Origin of the sequence: Paracnuella aquatica (assembly GCF_003332885.2) — a bacterium.
GTDB lineage: Bacteria > Bacteroidota > Bacteroidia > Chitinophagales > Chitinophagaceae > Flavisolibacter > Flavisolibacter aquaticus.
In genome coordinates, this window is the sequence record NZ_QOWJ01000008.1 from 152,162 (window position 1) to 170,281 (window position 18,120).

The following is an 18,120-nucleotide window of genomic DNA, read 5'->3' on the forward strand; positions in this document are numbered from 1 at the left end:
CAGCAATTCCTGCATCACAAAACTGCCCGGCCTAATCAAAATCATATGCAGCATGCAGCGGAGTCGCGGCCCTACATACAATTTACTTACATTTATTGACCACAAACAGGTACACCCCATGAGCCATACCTCCCTTTTTTCCCTGTTATTTTTTGTGTTGCTTGCGGCACCGGCCGATGCACAACAGGCGCAGGCCAAGCCGGCAGCAACCGCCACATTTACCAACCCGCTTAAGGTGCAGTTTGGCGACCCTTATGTTTTATATACAAACGGAACTTACTATATGTATGGCACGGGCGGTGCCGATAAAGGTTTTGCAGCCTACTCATCGGCCGACATGGTAACATGGAAGCCCGAGGGGCAGGTTTATTTTCATAACAACCCGAATGGATGGAGCGATCCGAAAGCTGCTTGGGGCGGTGCTTACTGGGCACCGGAAGTATACGATGTGCAGGGCAAATATTATATGTTTTACAGTGCACAATGGAAAGAGAATCCAACCAACGAGGAAGAAAATTTTCGAATAGGCGTAGCCGTTGCAGACAAGCCAACGGGCCCGTTTATAGACCTTGCAACAAAGCCCGTTTTTGATCCCGGCTACCCCATCATCGATGCCAATGTTTTTTTCGATACCGATGGCAAAGCATATCTCTATTATTCCCGCGCCTGTTACAAACACCCGGTGGAAAGCGAGATTGCCGACATGGCCCGACAGAAAGGATGGTATAAAGACATTGAAGAAAGCTGGGTATATGGCGTGGAACTCAAGCCGGACTTTTCCGGTGTAATTGGCGAACCCGTCATGTTGCTGCGTCCGCCGGTGAGCCTCAAAGACAAACAAGCTGAATGGGAAAGCCGCTCAGTTACTTCACGGGAGGTAAACCGCCGCTGGACGGAAGGTTCTGTGACGTTTAAGAAAGATGGCTTGTATTATATCATGTATTCGGCCAACCATTTTGGCGGGCAACATTATGCCATTGGTTATGCTACCGGCAACTCGCCGCTGGGGCCTTTTAAGAAAGCTGCCAACAATCCCGTGCTGCAAAAAAACACAGGCAAAGGCGGTGCCGTTTCCGGGACGGGGCACAACAGCATTGCGTACTCGCCGGATGGCAAAGAAATGTTTTGCGTTTACCATGGCCGCACGGCAAAAACCGGCAACGAACGGGTGGTGTTCATTGACCGCATGCAGGTAGCCAATGGTAGACTAACCATTGCGGGCCCCACTACCGCACCGCAAAAATTACCATCGGGTGTTGCGCAGCCTGCAGGTAAAAAATAATATTGTAAACTTTTGCTTTACCTTGCTGGTGCATTGCGCCAGTCGTATATAGCCGCCCTATTGTTTGTGAACAATGCAACACATGGCGAGCTGTTTACAAATAGTACTGCAGCACTGCAAAATCCATTGATCTAAGTCAGTAATATTTCTTGCTTTGCCTCAACGGAGTGAGGCGGCATGTGGGAGTAGTTTTGCTGTATCAAATTAAAACAACACAAACATGGCAAACATTCAATGGGCAATTGACCCCACACACTCCGAAGTACAATTCAAGGTAAAACACCTGATGATCACTACCGTTACCGGCTATTTCAAAAAGTTTGATGCCGTAGTGGAAACCGAAACCGAAGATTTTGCAACTGCAAAAAAAATCGAGTTTACTGCTGATATCGACTCTATTGATACCAACAACGAACAGCGTGATACCCACCTGAAATCGGCCGACTTTTTCAACGCCGAAGAACACAGCCAACTGCGCTTTGTGGGCAACCGTTACGAAGGCAGTGGCGACGAAGCCAAACTGCACGGCGACCTTACCATTCGCGGCATCACCAATCCCATTACATTAAACGTTGAGTTTGGTGGCATGGTGGTAGATCCATACGGTCAAACCAAAGCTGGCTTTACTGTAACCGGTAAAATTAGCCGCAAAGAATTTGGCCTTACCTGGAATGCCGTAACTGAAGCCGGCAGCGTAGTGGTAAGCGACGACATCCGGATCCTTTCGGAAATTCAGCTGGTAAAACAAGCAGTAGCAGAAACCGTTTAACTGGTTTAACATGGAACAAAAAATATTGGGCCTGCACCATATTACCGCCATTGCGACGGATGCGCAGCGCAATTATGATTTTTATACAAAAGTGCTCGGCCTGCGCCTGGTAAAGAAAACCGTGAACTTCGACGACCCGGGCACTTACCATTTTTATTACGGCGATGCGGTTGGTTCGCCGGGCTCTATCCTTACGTTCTTTCCATGGGAGGGCATTCGTAAAGGACATGTGGGCACTGGCATTGCATCGGAAATCGGTTATGCGGTACCGAAAGGCAGTTTGCCTTTTTGGGCCGACCGGCTGGGCACACAAAAAGTAAAGCAGGGCAAGATCGGCGAACGGTTTGGCGAGCAATACCTGCCGCTGGAAGATAGCGATGGATTGTTGCTGCAGTTGGTTGAGGCGGCCGAACAAGATAAACGGGCACCCTGGACAACAGACGGCCTCGATGCCAACGTTGCCATCAAAGGTTTTCACGGCGTGGTGCTAACGGTACGCAACCTGGCGCCCACTGCAAAAGTACTCACCGATGTGTTGGGCTACCGGCTGTTGCAGCAAGAAGGCAACCGTTTTCGATTCATCACCGATGCCATTGCGACCGCAAATATTGTGGACGTGATGGAAGAGCCCACCGGCCACGGCGCGGTGAATGCTGGCGGCACAAACCACCACATTGCGTTCAGGGTACCGAACGAAGAGGTGCTGATGGCATTCCGCGAAAAAGTATTGCAGGCAGGTTTGCACATCACGGAAAAGATCGACCGCAATTATTTTTATTCGCTGTATTTCCGCGAGCCCGGCGGCATCCTGTTTGAAATAGCAACCGACAATCCCGGCTTTGTAACCGACGAAACCTTCGAGGAACTGGGCAAAAATTTAATGTTACCAGTCCAATATGAAGGCAAAAGAAAGCAAATTGAAGCGGTATTGCCAGTGCTACGCTAATGATGTTGGTTAGCAACAATGACCACGTGATAATTTATGTGTAGATGATGAACAACCGCGATATTTAAAATGATCTGCTGAAATTCATCAAAGTAACATATAAACTGAATGAGGCACTATCCCGGAAACAGGCCAGCCCTGATTCCGGGCCTGCTTTTTTGCCGCATTTTGCAAGGGCAAAAAAGTAAGGACACTTAAAGATGATTCGCTTATTGCAAATGTGTGTGCTTATTTAAAAAACGTAAAACAACAAACCAATGCACCAGCGAAATATTCAGGCAGCCGGCAAGGCAGCCGGCCCTGATACCAAGGTATTGATCATGCTGCACGGACGTGGCGGCAGCGCAGCAGACATTTTATCACTTGCCGCCTACCTCGATGTGGAAGACTTTGCGCTGGTGGCACCGGAGGCGACCGGCAACACCTGGTATCCTTATTCATTTTTAGCACCACCGGCGCAGAACGAGCCCTGGCTTTCATCAGCACTGGAATTACTGGACGAGCTGGTTACCGATTTGTACCAAAAAGGCGTTGAACCGGAAAACCTGTATTTCCTTGGCTTTTCGCAGGGTGCCTGCCTTACGCTTGAATTTGTTGCCCGCAATGCGGAAAGGTACGGCGGTGTGGTGGCGTTTACCGGTGGGCTGATTGGCGACCAGGTGTACGCTGAAAATTATGATGGTGATTTCGTCAACACGCCCATTTTCATTGGCACCAGCAACCCCGATCCGCATGTACCCCTGGAGCGGGTGCAGGCCACTACCAGTATATTAAAGGAGCTGGGCGCCAACGTTACAGAAAAAGTTTACCCTGGCATGGGACATACCATTAGCCAGGATGAAATTGATTGGGCCAACAAACTTGTATTTAACCCTGAACATAAAACGGCTGGATAAGCAACAATTTGCAAGGTAAAAATGCAAGCTATTGTACCATGCCCCGCAGCGTTATCGAGTTGCGCACCGCATTGCCTTCTCCATCGTTATTGAAATAAACAAACACTTCTTTGCCCATCGCTTCCCATTCTGCAATGCGTTGGGCCCACCACCACAGGTCGGTGTCGGAATAAGAACCGCCGTATAAAAAATTAGTATCAGGGCCGTGCATCCGGAGGTACACGAACGGAGCAGTGGCCCGCAAAATGCAAGGCAGATGCGCCCCACTCATGATGCAATAAGCGGCGCCGTGTTGTTCCAATAAATGAAAGATCTCTTCGCGGTGCCAGCTTTCGTGGCGGAACTCGAATGCTAAACGCATCCATGGCGGCACCAATTGCAAAAAGTAACGCAACCGCTCATAGTCTGCTGCAAATTTTGGCGACAATTGCACCAGCAACACCGCTCTTTTATCGCCCAACTCGTGCCAGCAGCGCTTCATGCGCTTCACCCAGCTTTCAGGTGCATACAACCGCTTTACATGCGTGAGATAGCGCGGTGCTTTTACACTCATTAAGAAATGGGGCGGCAGCCGCCGCTGCCAGCTTTTGAACGAAGCTTGTTGCGGCCACCGGTAAAAGCTGCTGTTCAATTCAACGGTTTGAAATTGCTGCACAAAATAACCAAGGCGGTCCCAAAGCCTTGTACCATGCGGGTATACAATGCCCTGCCAATGATCGTAGCTCCACCCTGATGTTCCGATGTGCACACTCATTCAAATACAATTTATAGTACCTGCTGGATAGAATAACAGCGTCGTTGATGTTGTCATGCTGAGCGCAGCGAAGCATCTGAGTTCTGGGCCAATTGTGTTTACCCAAAAGAGGCCTAATGACCTGATAAGACAGTATTTAGCATCAACAATGTGATGCAAAAAATACCGAACGTCGAAAACTTTCGTTCTGAATATACCTTTAGTTTGACGAAATGCATTCGACACAACATTCAGATGCTTCGCTGTGCTCAGCATGACAAATGCAAAGTGCCGGCGTTTTTGTAATGAGCACATTATGAAAAGTACAAAGTTTCCTTTAAGAAAACACTCAAACACTACTTTAACTCCGCATCTACTTCCCCAACCTGCTTGCTAAATACTTAGCCGTTTTGCTCTTTTTATTTTGAATAATTTTTTCCGGCGGCCCTTGTACCACAATGGTTCCGCCCTCCGATCCTGCACCTGGCCCCATGTCCATCACCCAATCCGATGCAGCCACAACATCCATATCATGTTCCACCACGATCACGGTGTTTCCTGCATCCACCAACCGATTCAGTTGCACAATCAATTTCGCTACATCCGACGGATGCAGACCTGTGGTAGGCTCGTCCAGGATATACAAAGTGTTGCCCTTACCCAGGCGTTGTAGTTCGGTGGCCAGTTTGATGCGCTGTGCCTCGCCGCCGGACAGTTCCGTTGCGGGCTGCCCCAACCGCAGATAACCTAAACCAACTTCCTGCAACACATACAGTGCACGACTTACAGCAGGATCTTCGCTGAAAAAATCCGCTGCTTCATCTACCGTCAACCCCAACACCTGCGCAATGTTTTTGTCTTTATAAGTTACCTCCAGCGTTTTTGCATTAAAGCGGGTGCCGCCGCACACAGGGCAGGGCGCATATACCGATGGCAGAAACAACAACTCCACCATCACAAAGCCTTCCCCTTCACAATTCTCGCAACGACCTTTTCCAACGTTAAATGAAAAACGGCCCGCGTCATATTTCCGGGCCTTCGCCATTTTAGTGCCAGCAAATAATTTACGCACTGTATCGAACAAGCCGGTATAAGTTGCGAGGTTGCTGCGTGGAGTTCGGCCAATGGGCTTTTGATCAACGCGAACCAATCGTTTAATGCCCTCCATCCCGGCTGTTATCTTGCCCCCCAGCGTTTTTGCTTCGGAGGCATCCAGCACATCTCCTTCTTCTTCCTCGGCAGGCAACTCGTGTCCAAGACAGTCGGCTACGAGCTCCACCAGTGCGCCACTTACCAGGCTGCTTTTACCCGAACCCGAAACACCGGTTACACTAGTGAGCACACCCAATGGAAAAGCCGCATCCAGTCCTTCAATGTTATTGCGGCAAATGCCTTTCAATTGCAACCAGCCTTTTGGCACTCTTAGTTTCCGCTCCCAAGTATCTCCATCAGCAAACAAATATTTTCGTGTATGCGACGCCGTTATATTTTGTAAACCATCAGGCGGACCGCTGTACAGCACTTCGCCGCCCCTTTCGCCTGCGGCGGGCCCTACATCCACAATCCAGTCGGCATGGCGAATCACATCCAGTTCATGCTCCACTACAAACAGGGAATTGCCACCCGCCTTTAATCCATCCAGTGCCCGCAGCAGCGCCTCAGTATCGGCGGGGTGCAAACCGGCAGACGGCTCGTCGAGCACATACACCACGCCATACAACTTGCTTCGCACCTGCGTGGCCAGCCGCAACCGCTGCAACTCGCCGGGCGATAGTGTTGGCGTGCTGCGTTCCAGCGTTAGGTAGCCCAGTCCAAGATCGAGCAACACCTGAAGGCGGCCTACCATATCTTCGGCAATGCGCTGGGCCACCATTGCTTTTTCTTCGTGGTGCTCCGCTTCATGTTTTCTAATGCCTGCAGCGGTGCCATTTGCATACGGTAAAAAAATAGCGTGCAATTGTTTTAGCGGCTGCCGCGATATTTCGGTGATGTCCAGACCGGAAAATTTCACCGACAATGCTTCCTGCCGCAATCGCTTGCCGCCGCAGGTGGGGCATTCCGACGGGATCATGTACTGCGCAACACGTCGCTTCATGAGGGCGCTTTGCGTGTTGGCAAAAGTGTGCAACACATAACGGCGGGCACTGGTAAAAGTACCCATATAGTCGGGCGGCATTTTTTGTCTGATGGCCCTTTTTACCTGCTCCTTGTCGAAGCCGGGATACACCGGCACTTGTGGCTGTTCTTCGGTAAACAAGATCCAGTCGCGGTCTTTTTTCGGCAGGTCGCGCCAGGGAATATCTACATCGTAACCCATTGTGGTGAGAATATCACGCAGGTTTTGCCCACCCCAGGCTAGCGGCCATGCAGCAATGCCCCGTTCGCGAATGGTGAGCTTATCATTGGGCACCATGCTTTTTTCAGTAACCTCATAAATCCGGCCCAGGCCATGACATTGCGGGCAGGCACCTTCGGGGGTGTTTGGTGAAAAGCCTTCGGCGTAAATGATGCCCTGACCTTTTGGATAATCGCCGGCACGGCTGTACAGCATGCGCATCAGGTTGCTTAGGGTGGTAACAGAGCCCACCGAAGACCGGGTGCTGGCGCCGCCGCGTTGTTGTTGCAGGGCCACGGCAGGCGGCAACCCTTCAATGCTATCCACCACCGGTATGGGCATTTGGTGAAACAGGCGCCGCGCATAGGGAGACACGGACTCGAGGTACCGGCGCTGTGCTTCGGCATAGAGTGTTCCAAATGCCAGCGATGATTTTCCCGAACCCGAAACGCCGGTAAACACCACCAGCGCATCGCGGGGAATGGACAGGCTCACATTTTTCAAATTGTGTTCCCGGGCACCCCGCACATGTACAAAGCCATCCTGCTTGTTTTGTTGCTGCATGCTCTATCTGCCATCAAATGATGTGCCCTCAAGTGGTACATGAGTAATATTTACCGGCAGCAAAAACGTTGGTTTTACCTAAAATAAATCTGCCGGCATGTAAAAAGTTTGGCTGTCGGCGGCTTATGGCACACAAATTATGCACTTAGTGGAACAGCCTACAACATATGGAAAGAACCACAGTAATAGACGATAAGCTGCATTGGTATAAAGATGCGATCATATACGAACTGCACATCAAGGCATTTTTCGACGGCAACGGCGATGGCATTGGCGATTTTGAAGGCCTGCTGCAAAAACTCGATTACCTGCAGGAACTGGGGGTAACCGCTATTTGGGTATTGCCTTTTTACCCGTCGCCGCTGCGCGATGATGGCTATGATATAGCAGATTATTACAGCATCAACCCACGCTATGGCACCATCGAGCAGTTTCAACAGTTCCTGGACGAGGCGCACAAACGCAACCTGAAAGTGATCACCGAATTGGTGGTAAACCACACATCTGACCAGCACCCGTGGTTTCAGCGGGCACGCCGGGCGCCCAAGGGTTCGCCGGAACGGGATTATTATGTTTGGAGCGACGACCCCACCAAGTACAAAGATGTGCGCATCATTTTTACCGACTACGAAGCTTCCAACTGGAGTTGGGATCCCGTGGCGCAGCAATATTACTGGCACCGCTTTTTTCACCACCAGCCCGACCTGAACTTTGATAACCCGCTAGTGCAGGAGGAGATCATTAAGGTGCTGGATTACTGGTGTACGATGGGTGTTGACGGTTTCCGGCTGGATGCCATTCCATACCTGTTTGAGCGGGAAGGCACCAACGGCGAGAACCTGCCCGAAACGCATGCATTCCTTAAAAAGCTCAGGGCGCATATTGATGAACGTTACCCCAGCGTTTGTTTCTTGGCCGAAGCCAATATGTGGCCCGAAGATTCAGCCTCTTATTTTGGTGATGGCGACGAGTGCCACATGAACTACCATTTCCCCGTAATGCCGCGAATGTTCATGGCGCTGCAACGGGAAGACCGATACCCCATCACCGATATTTTTGACCAGACACCCGAGATCCCCGAAAATTGCCAGTGGGCCATTTTCCTGCGCAACCACGATGAGTTGACGCTGGAAATGGTAACCGACGAAGAGCGGGATTATATGTATAAAGTGTATGCAAAAGACCCGAAGGCAAAGATCAACCTGGGCATACGCCACCGGCTGGCACCCCTGATGGAAAACGACCGCCGCCGAATTGAGCTGATGAACTCGCTGCTGTTTTCGCTGCCCGGCACGCCGGTTATTTATTATGGTGATGAAATAGGCATGGGCGATAACTTTTACCTTGGCGACCGCGACGGCGTTCGTACGCCCATGCAATGGTCGCCCGACCGGAATGCAGGATTTTCAGACACCAATCCGCAGCGGTTGTACCTGCCCGTTATCCTCGACCCCCAATACCACTATGAGTCGGTAAACGTGGAAACGCAACGGGCCAATACATCATCCTTATTTTGGTTCATGAAGCGCATCATCAATATGCGCAAAAAGTTCAAGGCGTTCAGCCGCGGTAACATGAATTTTATTCATGTGGACAATCCAAAAGTGCTGGCATTTACCCGCACTTATGAAGATGAAACGCTGTTGATTGTTACCAACCTCTCCAAGTTTGCGCAGCCGGCTGAAATTGAGCTCAATGACTTTAAAGGCTATATCCCGGTGGAGGCATTTAGCCGCAATAAATTTCCAGCCATCCGCGATGGTGTGCCTTACTTTTTTACGCTGGCGCCACACTCCTACCAATGGTTTGTGTTGCAGAAAAAAGGCACCGAAACAACGTCCGAAGTGCGGCATCCGCATATTGCGCTTAATGATGACAGTGAGCTGCTCAACAGCACGGTGGTGGAGCAGTTGCAAAACGAAATTTTACCCCAGTTCATACAACGCATGGACTGGTTTACCGGCAAAGACAAAAACCTGTACAGCACCGCCATCATTGCCCGCACCTCGCTGCCCATGGGCGAAAAGGACGTGGACGTCGTATTGGTGGAAGTAGGTTTTGAAAGTGCCCTGCCCGAATACTACCAATTGCCGCTGGTGTACTGCAACTACGAAGAAGGCCGGGAACTGTCTGTAAATCATCCCGATGCCATTGTGGCCCGCATCAGCGGTGGTGGCCGCGACGGGTACCTGTGCGATGCGGTGTACACCACCGATTACCAGCACCAGATATTGGCTGCACTCGGTACGGGCAAACGCTATATGGAAAGCGGCGCTCTTGTTTTTTCATCGGTGCCGGAAGTACAACAATTTTTGACACAGGACATCGAGCTGCAATCGAAAGTGCATACCACTTCGGAGTTGCACACGGCTATTATTTATAATAACCGCTACTTTTTAAAAGTGTATCGTCGCGTGGATCGCGGCATGCACCCCGATGTGGAGATCACCCGTTTTTTAACCACACATGCACCCAACCTCACTACCAAGTATGCTGGCAGCATGGTGTGGCACCTCGGGCAAACCGAGTTTTACCTGGGCATGTTGGAGCACCTGGAAGAAAACCACGGCGACGGGCACCGTTACATGCTGGAGCGCATTGCCAACCTGATTGAACGCATATTGGCCCGCGACCGGTCGATGCTGGCTGCTTACCCGCAACTGGGCACACTTTCGGACCCCGTTGGTTTTGATGAACTGCCTGAAAATATCAAGGAATTTTTAGGCACCAATGCATCAGACGTGGCCCGCAATGTTGGTTATGGTTTGGGCAATATTCATAAGACGCTTGCCAGCAGCACGGAACCGAGTTTTGTTCCAGAAGAATTTTCGCTGCACTACCAACGGTCGCTTTTTTCATCCATGACATCGCTGGTGCGGGAAACAGTTCAGGCCATTCAAAAAAGCACGGGACTGCCCGCCGACTTGCAGGCTGAAGTGGAAGCATTAGCGGGGCAACGCGAAGAATTGCTGGAGCGGTTGCGCCGCATTTACAGCAAAAAATTCGACGTGGCTAAAATCAGGATTCATGGCAACCTGGGCCTGTCGCACATACTGCTTACGGGCAAGGACCTGGTGATCCATGATTTTGGCGGCAACCCAATGCGGCCCTACAGCGAACGTATATTGAAACGTTCTCCGCTTAGGGATGTGGCCACTATGATCCGTTCGTTTTATTATGTGGCGTACGAAGGCTTTTTAACCTCGTCGCACATACCTGTTGAAGAACAAAGCAGCCTGTTGGCCTTTGCTGATTTCTGGACGCACTATATGAGCAACTTTTTGCTAAAGGCTTATATAACCGAAACAACGGGCAGTGGTTTTTTCCCGGAAGAAAAAGCGGAGTTCGATATTTTAATCCAAACGTTTTTGCTGGAAAATGCATTGCAGTGGTTCAATTTCGAAATGGCGCACCGGCCCGAACGGGTGATCATTCCGTTGCGCATTATTCAAAGCATCATGAAGAAAAATTGATCCCGTCGGATCAATATTTCGATGCATTAAATAAAACAAAAAAGCCGCTGCAAATGCAGCGGCTTTTTTTATTAAATGCGTTTCGACAAAATTAAAGGTTCATGCGCTTCAACTCCTTCACTGCATAATCGCAAGCCCTTGCCGTTAGCGCCATATAGGTAATGGAAGGATTAACACAGGAACCCGATGTCATGCAGGAGCCGTCGGTGATGAATACGTTGGGCACTTCGTGCATTTGATTAAAACCGTTGAGGACAGAGGTTTTCGGGTCGCGGCCCATGCGGGCAACGCCCATTTCGTGGTTGGCATTGCCGGGAAAAGACATGGTACCTTGCGCCTTTACATTCTTATACCCAGATGCTTCCAACAGTTCTGCGCCGGTTACCAGTATGTCGTCGAACATGGTCCGCTCATTTTCCTTAAAGCTGCAATCAACTGAAATGAGCGGCCTGCCCCATTGGTCTTTTTTATCCCTGTTGAGTGTAACGCGGTTTGCTGCATAAGGCAAACATTCGCCAAAAGCATACAGCCCGATGCGCCACGGACCGGGCACGGTAAGCGCTTCTTTTAATTCAGCACCGATAGCCGCATCACCAGCCTGTGCCCCACGCGATGCGCTGCCACCAAAATGATAACCCCGCACAAAAGCAGGATGCTTTTCTGTTACGTTGCGGAACCGCGGAATATAAATGCTGGTGGGCCTGCGGCCATAATAATAACTGTCTTCAAAACCATCTACGTCGGCGCTGATGTTGATGCCCTTGAAATGGTCCATCAGGTTGCGGCCCACCTGGTCGGAGCCATTGCCCAAGCCATTTGGAAAACGCGATGAAACCGAGTTGAGCAAAATGGCGGCGGTAGCTACGGTAGCCGCATTCAGGAATACAATGTTTGCATAAAATTCTTCTGTTTGCCTACTTACCGTATCAATGATCTCCACACCGGTTGCACGTCCATTTTCTTCATCGTACAACACGCGGTTTACCAGCGAATGCGGCCGTACCGTAAGGTTGCCCGTTGCATATGCAGCGGGAATAGTGCTGGCATTGGTACTGAAATAAGCACCATACGGGCAACCGCGGTGGCAGAGGTCACGGGCCTGGCAAGTGCCCCGCCCTTTTACAGGCTTGGTGAGGTTGGCCGTGCGGCCCATAATCACGTGGCGGTCCTTGAACTTTTGCGCTACCTGCCCTTTAAAATGCTGCTCCACGCAGTTCATTTCAAACGGCGGCTGAAAATTTCCATCGGGCACTACGGCAATGCCATCGCGGTTGCCGCTAACACCCACAAACGATTCAACGTAATCGTACCAGGGCGCAATGTCTTTGTAGCGAATGGGCCAGTCCACACCATGGCCATCTTTGAGGTTGGCTTCAAAATCCAGGTCGCTCCACCGATAACAGGCACGGGCCCACAGCATGGAGCGGCCACCTACAATATCGCCGCGGATCCAGTCAAAGCGGCTTTTTTCTTCGTATGGATTTTCAAGGTCGTCGATGTAAAAATGCTTGTTGTCCTCCCGCAGCGAATAGTGGCGGGCTTGTATGTGGTGGCGCCGTCGGTCTTCCTCGGTCAACGTCATGCGGTGCGCAAACTCCCAAGGTGCTTTTGTAGCCGTTGGGTAATCGCCGTGTTCCACGTTGCGGCCACGATCGAGCAGCAGCACTTTCAGCCCTTTTTCACACAACTCTTTTGCGGCCCATCCACCGCTGATGCCCGAGCCAACAACGATGGCATTGTATGTATTTTTTTTCACCGACTCGGTATTGAGATAGGGTGGATCGTTTTGCATGCTGTTAAAACGTTTACTTGAAATATTATTTGTGTAAATACTAAAAACGGGCAGCCTGCAGGCTATCGGTCAAGATATTGTTTAATAACACCGGGAAAATGTGCCAGTGCAATCTCGGGTTCGGCAATATCGGGGTGCCAGAGCTTTTCCCATTCAAAGCTATAAAAGCCGCCGTAGCCGCCAGCAGCCAATGCACGAACACCATCGAGCACCGGGATCTCCCCTTCGCCAAACAACTTGTATGCAGGTTTGCCTTCCACCAGTTGTGCATCTTTCAGGTGCACGTGCCTGATGTACGGCTTGAGTTTTTGATATGCATCGGCAGGCGCCTCTTTTGTTACCACCCACATATTGGTTACATCCCAAATAAGGCCTACCTGCTTGTGTGCGGTTGCCTGCATTATCGCCACCAGGTCGTTGATGTACACCACATCGCCATGTGTTTCCAGCAACACCGTTACCCCTTTGCCTTTTGCATAATCGCCCAATTCTTTCAGTCCCGAAACGATCAATGCAATGGTGGCGCTTTTATCTACGTCTTTGGGAAAATTGTTGGGAAAAACGCGAACATAAGGACAAGAAAGTTGCTGCGCCAGGTCAATGAAACGACGGCCATCCGCCAGGTTTTTATCCCGCTCCGCACCGGGCGGAAAATGCAGCGTCGCTGAGGAACCAATGCCTACAAACTGCAATCCGGCCGCTTTCATCATGGCCATTGTTTTACGGCGTGCTTCGGCGGTGCCGAATTCGGGGCATTGCGGTAAATCCATCTGGCGTTGTATGCCGCGAACCTCTAAACCCTTGTATCCATGCCGCGCCGCAAACGACACAATTTTATCAAACGACCAGTCGGGGCAACCCAATGTTGAAAACGAAAGTTTGGGGCTTTCTGCAACGGCCGCAAACGATGGCCTGACGGCAAGCGCAGCCAGCATCAGTGCGGAGGATTGCAAGAATTTTTTTCGGGTGATGGTGTTCATGGCAAAGCAGCCGCTTGTTGCTGCCACCCCAAGATACAATAGCACCCGCAATGCACCGGCGCATGGGTAATATTTTTACATAAATGAGTCCTTTTTTACTACAACCATTGCGTTGCAAAACTTTGCGGCAGCAGCTAGGCCTGCGCAAGGTCATAATGAATGCACGGGCACTTCCTTATCTTTAGCCCTCTTACTCAGGCATGAAAAAAGTCATTACTTCCGGGCTCATCGTTGGTTTGATCCTTTTTGTTGTTAGCTATGGCGGGCTGTTTTTGGCCATCCGTTTTTTCCCCGAACTGTTTGTGATGTACAACAACCCGCTGTTCAATTCGGACGGCAGCCGCGACCTGCTGTTTTACCTGCACGCCTTTATTATTGCGCTGGCGCTGTCGTGGTTTTGGGAACGATTCAAAGGCTTGTTTCCCGGGCCGTTTGTGTTGCGTGGACTGGAGTTTGGGCTGGTTTATGCGCTGGTGGCACTTTTGCCGGTGATGTGGATCACGTTCAGCTCGCTGGACATCACCTTTCTGATGGTAGCCAGTTGGTTTATTTATGGCCTGGTGCAGGCAGTGCTGGCTGGGATCATTTTTGCTAAAATCAACCCGTAATTTTTTAAAAACCAACAGCTCAAATAAGTAAAAAGGCAAAATTAAAAAGTCAAAAATTAGGGGCTCATTATTCCCGCTTTTGACTTTTTAATTTTGCCTTTTGAATTTCTATTCGATCACTTTTATTTTCAGATCAAACACCACGTTCAGTTCGTTGTTGGTTTTGATCATGCCACCCAATTTACGCGGCGGTGCAATGTTGAAATCGGAAAAATTTACCTGCTGCGATCCTACCAGGTTGAGCACGCCCCTATCGGCTGCCACTACTTTGTAAGCCACTTCAAATTGTTTGGACACACCTGCCAGTTCAATATGCACCATCCCTTTGGTAAATGCCTGGCGGGTACCGTTTTCGGGGTATTTATTGATGGAAACAAAACGGATCACGAGGTACGGATGCTCTTTCGACTTGAGGGTTTTCCGCAGGTCGGCGGTCATCACCGGGTTGTGGCAATCAAACTGCTGCACATCCAGTTTGATGTGCCCGTTCAATTGCACAAAAGGCTTTCCGCCCTTTACCACCATGATGGTATCGGGGCGACTGTAATTGGCAATAACACAGCTGAAATTGTTTACGTTGGTGCTGCCATCCACCTTGAGCGAACACCCGCTGGTAATGACCCAACGGGTTAACGCCGGTTTGCCGTGCTGAAAACCACAGCACAGGCAAAGCACCATAAATAAAACAAGCAGCCGGAGTTTCATGCGTCCATTACATTTTTCCTGACATCATGGTGCCGATTTTACAACTGGTAAAAGCATCGCTGGTGGCATGTACTCAAATAATCAAAAACCACCTGCAAAATGCGCCGGCATCAAGGGGCAAGATTAAAGTAATTATGGGGCAAAAACGTTTACTTAAATCAAACGCCAGCACCAAAAACAATAACCTTAATCAGGAACAAACGTGACGAAAAACGGTGCTTATTGTCGTACCTATTGTTTGCCCGCGCCAATGGCCCGGTCGAGGTGCACATAGCCGCCGTCCACATGAATGAGTTGGCCGGTGGTGTGGCTCGATACATCAGACAGCAGGAAGGCCACCATGTTGGCAATTTCGGTGGCAGTGGTCATGCGTTGCTCCAGCGGAATGCGGGCGGTGATCTCCTTTAATTTTTCATCGCCATCGGGCATTGATTTGATCCACGAATCATACATCGGCGTGTAACACTCTGCCACGATCACCGCATTGACACGGATGCTGTAGGGCAGCAACTCCACCGCCCATTCGCGGGTCAGCGCATTGCGGCCGCCGTTGGCCGCAGCATATGCAGATGTGCCGCCCTGGCCGGTTTCCGCCGTTTTTGAAGTGATGTTTACAATGGCGCCTTTTGATTGTTTCAGGTAAGGCAAAGCATAGTGCGCCGCCAGGTAATAATGCACAAGGTTGCTGTGCAGCGATTCCATAAAACGCTGGTACGATCCGTGTTCCAGGTTCACGCCATCATTGAGGCCGGCATTATTCACCAGCCCGTCGATGCGGCCATAAAGGGCAGCAGCTTCAGCCAAAGCACGTTCCACTTCTTCGGGTTTGCTCAGTTCCACAGTTACCGCATGTGCGGTCCCACCGGCTTGCGCTACTTCCTGCACGGTGGCGGCGTTGTCCTCAGCATTGCGGCCAAGTATAACCGCAATAGCACCTTCGGCTGCCAGCACCTGCACAATGCCCTGCCCGATGCCTTTGGCACCGCCCGTTACGAGTATTACTTTATCTGCTAAATGTAGGTTCATACAATCGTTGGTTGTAGTGTTGGCAAAATGGGCCTTGCCCGTTGCGATAAAGATACAGGTGGCGGTGCAATGAAGTTTTGATGGAATGGAAAAAGTAAAAAAGCAACATCAAAAATGGAAAAATGCTATGCTGTCCGTTATCCTATTTGAATATTGCCTTTTGAATTTTTACTTGATTAAGATCTTAAAAAACGGCAGCAACTCCTCCGCCAGTATTGCATGGTCCTCCACGCTGGGATGGCCGGTGCAGCCCCTTGCGTTCATGGGTTTAAACAGGTGAACGGCAAGCTTTTTTGCCTGCGGATTGGCAGCGTCAACCTGTTGCTTCACTGCGGCAAGGCAGTTGTGCAGCGTTTGCCGTGCGGAGCCTTTTATCATAGGGCTGCTGAGCAATGCAATTTGCGCAGCAGGATATTTCGATTGCACCAGTTGTACAAATTGGATATAGTTGCGGACAAATGCAGCGCTATCGAATGGCAGTCGCTTTTTAACGCCATCACCGTTGCTGAAATCGTTTGTGCCCAGTGCAATGCTCACTACCTGCGGTGCGTATTTTGTAAAATCCCAGCGACCCTTATCATCGGGCTGAAAACTGGTGGATTCATACACTTGTGGCATGGTCGGCCCATCGCTGTTCCAATTGCGGTAAATGCCAATGCCGCTTACACTGCTCATGATAAACTGTATGCCGAGTGCACGGGCTACTCTTGGACCGTAAGCGTAGTAGGCATTGTGTTGGTCGTGGTACACGCCGGTGCCGCAGGCCACTTCCGATGCGTCTGCGGCAGCGCCACAGGTAATACTGTTGCCAATAAACTCAATGAGCGGTGCTGCCTTTTTTTGTAATGGCTGAATGTTCGTTGCAGTAATTTTTGCAATAGCAATAGGACCAGTATGAGCTTCCGTGGCTTTGTATATCCATACCGTATGCTTGCCCGTTTTTGCGGCTCGCAGTATAATGGTGGTATCCTTACCACCAAACACTTTGATGCGGTGACCGTACGATCCGTCCATTTCAAACTGCAGGTAATTGTGCCCCTGGCTCGAAGGCAGCCGTGCATCGATCCTGCATTCAGTGCCTTCAAAACTAAAACCAAAATGCGCCGCCGAACTGATCAACTCCAACTGGCCGGCACTATTCAGCAACGTACGGCCATACGGCTGCAATGCACTGGCAGCAATAGTTTCTGTAGCAGGGTTGCTCCTATTAACTGCAACACAACCCGATATACACAAAGAAAAAAGCAACAAGGAATATAGCAAAAGGGAACGCATCATGTCCGCTAATTAATATCGGCCCAAGGTAGTGAGCCGCAGGATAGCAGGTGCAAAAAAGTGGGTGCAAATGCTCGCAACCTGCCCAACAAATGTTGCAGGCTACCATTATGGTACCTGCATGCAAGTGCGCAGCGAAATGTGTTAGTCGCGCCGCAACAATAATGAAACGATCACTTTAAATACCTGCCAGTTCATGTTCAGATCTTTTCCACAGCCATTTTTTCTTCAGGCCGTTGTGTGTTTCGGAAAGTTTAATGCAGTTTAACTGCACTGCGTAAATATGCCCGGAAATGGCCACAGCAAAAGGATAACGCTTGTAATAGAGCCGTGCAGCCCGCAGGGCCGCATACTGATCATCCGGCAAAACTTCGCCGGTAAACTGCACGCCACGCGTATCGAGCGGTGTTAATTTAGCGGGTAAAATGGTGCCTGCCACCCGCCTGTTCTCGGCAATCATGCGGGCATGTGCCGTGTCGGGCGATGATTTAAAATACAACCATCCATTCGCCTCGTCGTAGGCGCAATAACAGTTGAAGCAATAAGGAAACCCTTCTGCATCCACGCAACATACCGAAGCCAGTTTTTGCTCATGTAAATATGCTGTGATGGTTGCGTCCATATATGGCGGTTCGGGGTTTATGGCTACAAAGAGCGCCATTTTACCCACCAAAAAATTTGACCTGTATCATGCTTGGAGGCGGCATTTATCAGGTCGCAGCTTAAGTTTCCTAGT

At 50.2% G+C, this 18,120-nt stretch carries 14 protein-coding genes; 6 read left to right on the forward strand and 8 right to left on the reverse strand.

The window, feature by feature from the left end; genetic code table 11:
- Positions 1-52 precede the first annotated feature (52 nt).
- From DRJ53_RS12925 to DRJ53_RS12940, 4 genes are all read left to right on the forward strand, one after another.
- Positions 53-1,282, forward strand: a complete 1,230-nt coding sequence (locus tag DRJ53_RS12925) for a glycoside hydrolase family 43 protein (RefSeq protein ID WP_241558545.1) — start codon at positions 53-55, stop codon at positions 1,280-1,282.
- A gap of 220 nt (positions 1,283-1,502) precedes the next feature.
- Complete coding sequence (locus DRJ53_RS12930) at positions 1,503-2,051, forward strand: YceI family protein (RefSeq protein WP_114236056.1); 549 nt, start codon at positions 1,503-1,505, stop codon at positions 2,049-2,051.
- A 10-nt stretch (positions 2,052-2,061) separates the two neighbouring features.
- Positions 2,062-2,997 (forward strand): ring-cleaving dioxygenase, encoded by a 936-nt coding sequence (locus tag DRJ53_RS12935; protein ID WP_114236057.1) that lies wholly within the window; start codon positions 2,062-2,064, stop codon positions 2,995-2,997.
- 257 nt (positions 2,998-3,254) lie between these two features.
- Positions 3,255-3,893: an alpha/beta hydrolase gene (locus tag DRJ53_RS12940; protein ID WP_114236058.1), complete on the forward strand. Its 639-nt coding sequence runs from the start codon at positions 3,255-3,257 to the stop codon at positions 3,891-3,893.
- A 28-nt stretch (positions 3,894-3,921) separates the two neighbouring features.
- On the opposite strand, the gene DRJ53_RS12945 is transcribed toward DRJ53_RS12940, so the two are convergent.
- Together DRJ53_RS12945 and DRJ53_RS12955 are read right to left on the reverse strand one after the other, a co-directional pair.
- Positions 3,922-4,647 carry a DUF72 domain-containing protein gene (locus tag DRJ53_RS12945; RefSeq protein ID WP_114236059.1) on the reverse strand — a complete coding sequence of 242 codons (726 nt, stop codon included), beginning with the start codon at positions 4,645-4,647 and terminating at the stop codon, positions 3,922-3,924.
- 352 nt (positions 4,648-4,999) lie between these two features.
- Positions 5,000-7,525 (reverse strand): excinuclease ABC subunit UvrA, encoded by a 2,526-nt coding sequence (locus DRJ53_RS12955; RefSeq protein ID WP_114236061.1) that lies wholly within the window; start codon positions 7,523-7,525, stop codon positions 5,000-5,002.
- A 167-nt stretch (positions 7,526-7,692) separates the two neighbouring features.
- Between DRJ53_RS12955 and treS the strand changes: the two genes are divergently transcribed.
- Positions 7,693-10,998, forward strand: a complete 3,306-nt coding sequence (treS, locus tag DRJ53_RS12960; protein ID WP_114236062.1) for a maltose alpha-D-glucosyltransferase — start codon at positions 7,693-7,695, stop codon at positions 10,996-10,998.
- A 91-nt stretch (positions 10,999-11,089) separates the two neighbouring features.
- On the opposite strand, the gene DRJ53_RS12965 is transcribed toward treS, so the two are convergent.
- Entirely contained in the window at positions 11,090-12,790 is a 1,701-nt protein-coding gene (locus tag DRJ53_RS12965) for a GMC oxidoreductase (RefSeq protein ID WP_114236063.1), read from the reverse strand.
- Positions 12,791-12,852: 62 nt separating this feature from the next.
- Positions 12,853-13,770 carry a sugar phosphate isomerase/epimerase family protein gene (locus tag DRJ53_RS12970; RefSeq protein WP_114236064.1) on the reverse strand — a complete coding sequence of 306 codons (918 nt, stop codon included), beginning with the start codon at positions 13,768-13,770 and terminating at the stop codon, positions 12,853-12,855.
- 200 nt (positions 13,771-13,970) lie between these two features.
- Here DRJ53_RS12970 and DRJ53_RS12975 point away from each other — a divergent pair, with 200 nt between their 5' ends.
- The gene (locus tag DRJ53_RS12975) at positions 13,971-14,378 is read left to right on the forward strand and encodes a hypothetical protein (RefSeq protein WP_114236065.1); all 408 of its coding nucleotides are present in this window, start codon (positions 13,971-13,973) and stop codon (positions 14,376-14,378) included.
- Between the two features lie 108 nt (positions 14,379-14,486).
- Here DRJ53_RS12975 and DRJ53_RS12980 read toward each other — a convergent pair whose 3' ends face one another.
- The 4 genes from DRJ53_RS12980 to DRJ53_RS13000 all read right to left on the reverse strand — a co-directional run bounded on the left by DRJ53_RS12980 (position 14,487) and on the right by DRJ53_RS13000 (position 18,045).
- Positions 14,487-15,083 carry a YceI family protein gene (locus DRJ53_RS12980; protein WP_123893550.1) on the reverse strand — a complete coding sequence of 199 codons (597 nt, stop codon included), beginning with the start codon at positions 15,081-15,083 and terminating at the stop codon, positions 14,487-14,489.
- Positions 15,084-15,314: 231 nt separating this feature from the next.
- Positions 15,315-16,109, reverse strand: coding sequence for an SDR family oxidoreductase (locus DRJ53_RS12990; protein ID WP_114236068.1), 795 nt, complete (start codon positions 16,107-16,109; stop codon positions 15,315-15,317).
- Between the two features lie 168 nt (positions 16,110-16,277).
- Positions 16,278-17,387 (reverse strand): SGNH/GDSL hydrolase family protein, encoded by a 1,110-nt coding sequence (locus tag DRJ53_RS12995; protein WP_114236069.1) that lies wholly within the window; start codon positions 17,385-17,387, stop codon positions 16,278-16,280.
- Positions 17,388-17,562: 175 nt separating this feature from the next.
- Complete coding sequence (locus DRJ53_RS13000; protein WP_114236070.1) at positions 17,563-18,045, reverse strand: pyridoxamine 5'-phosphate oxidase family protein; 483 nt, start codon at positions 18,043-18,045, stop codon at positions 17,563-17,565.
- Positions 18,046-18,120: the final 75 nt, after the last annotated feature.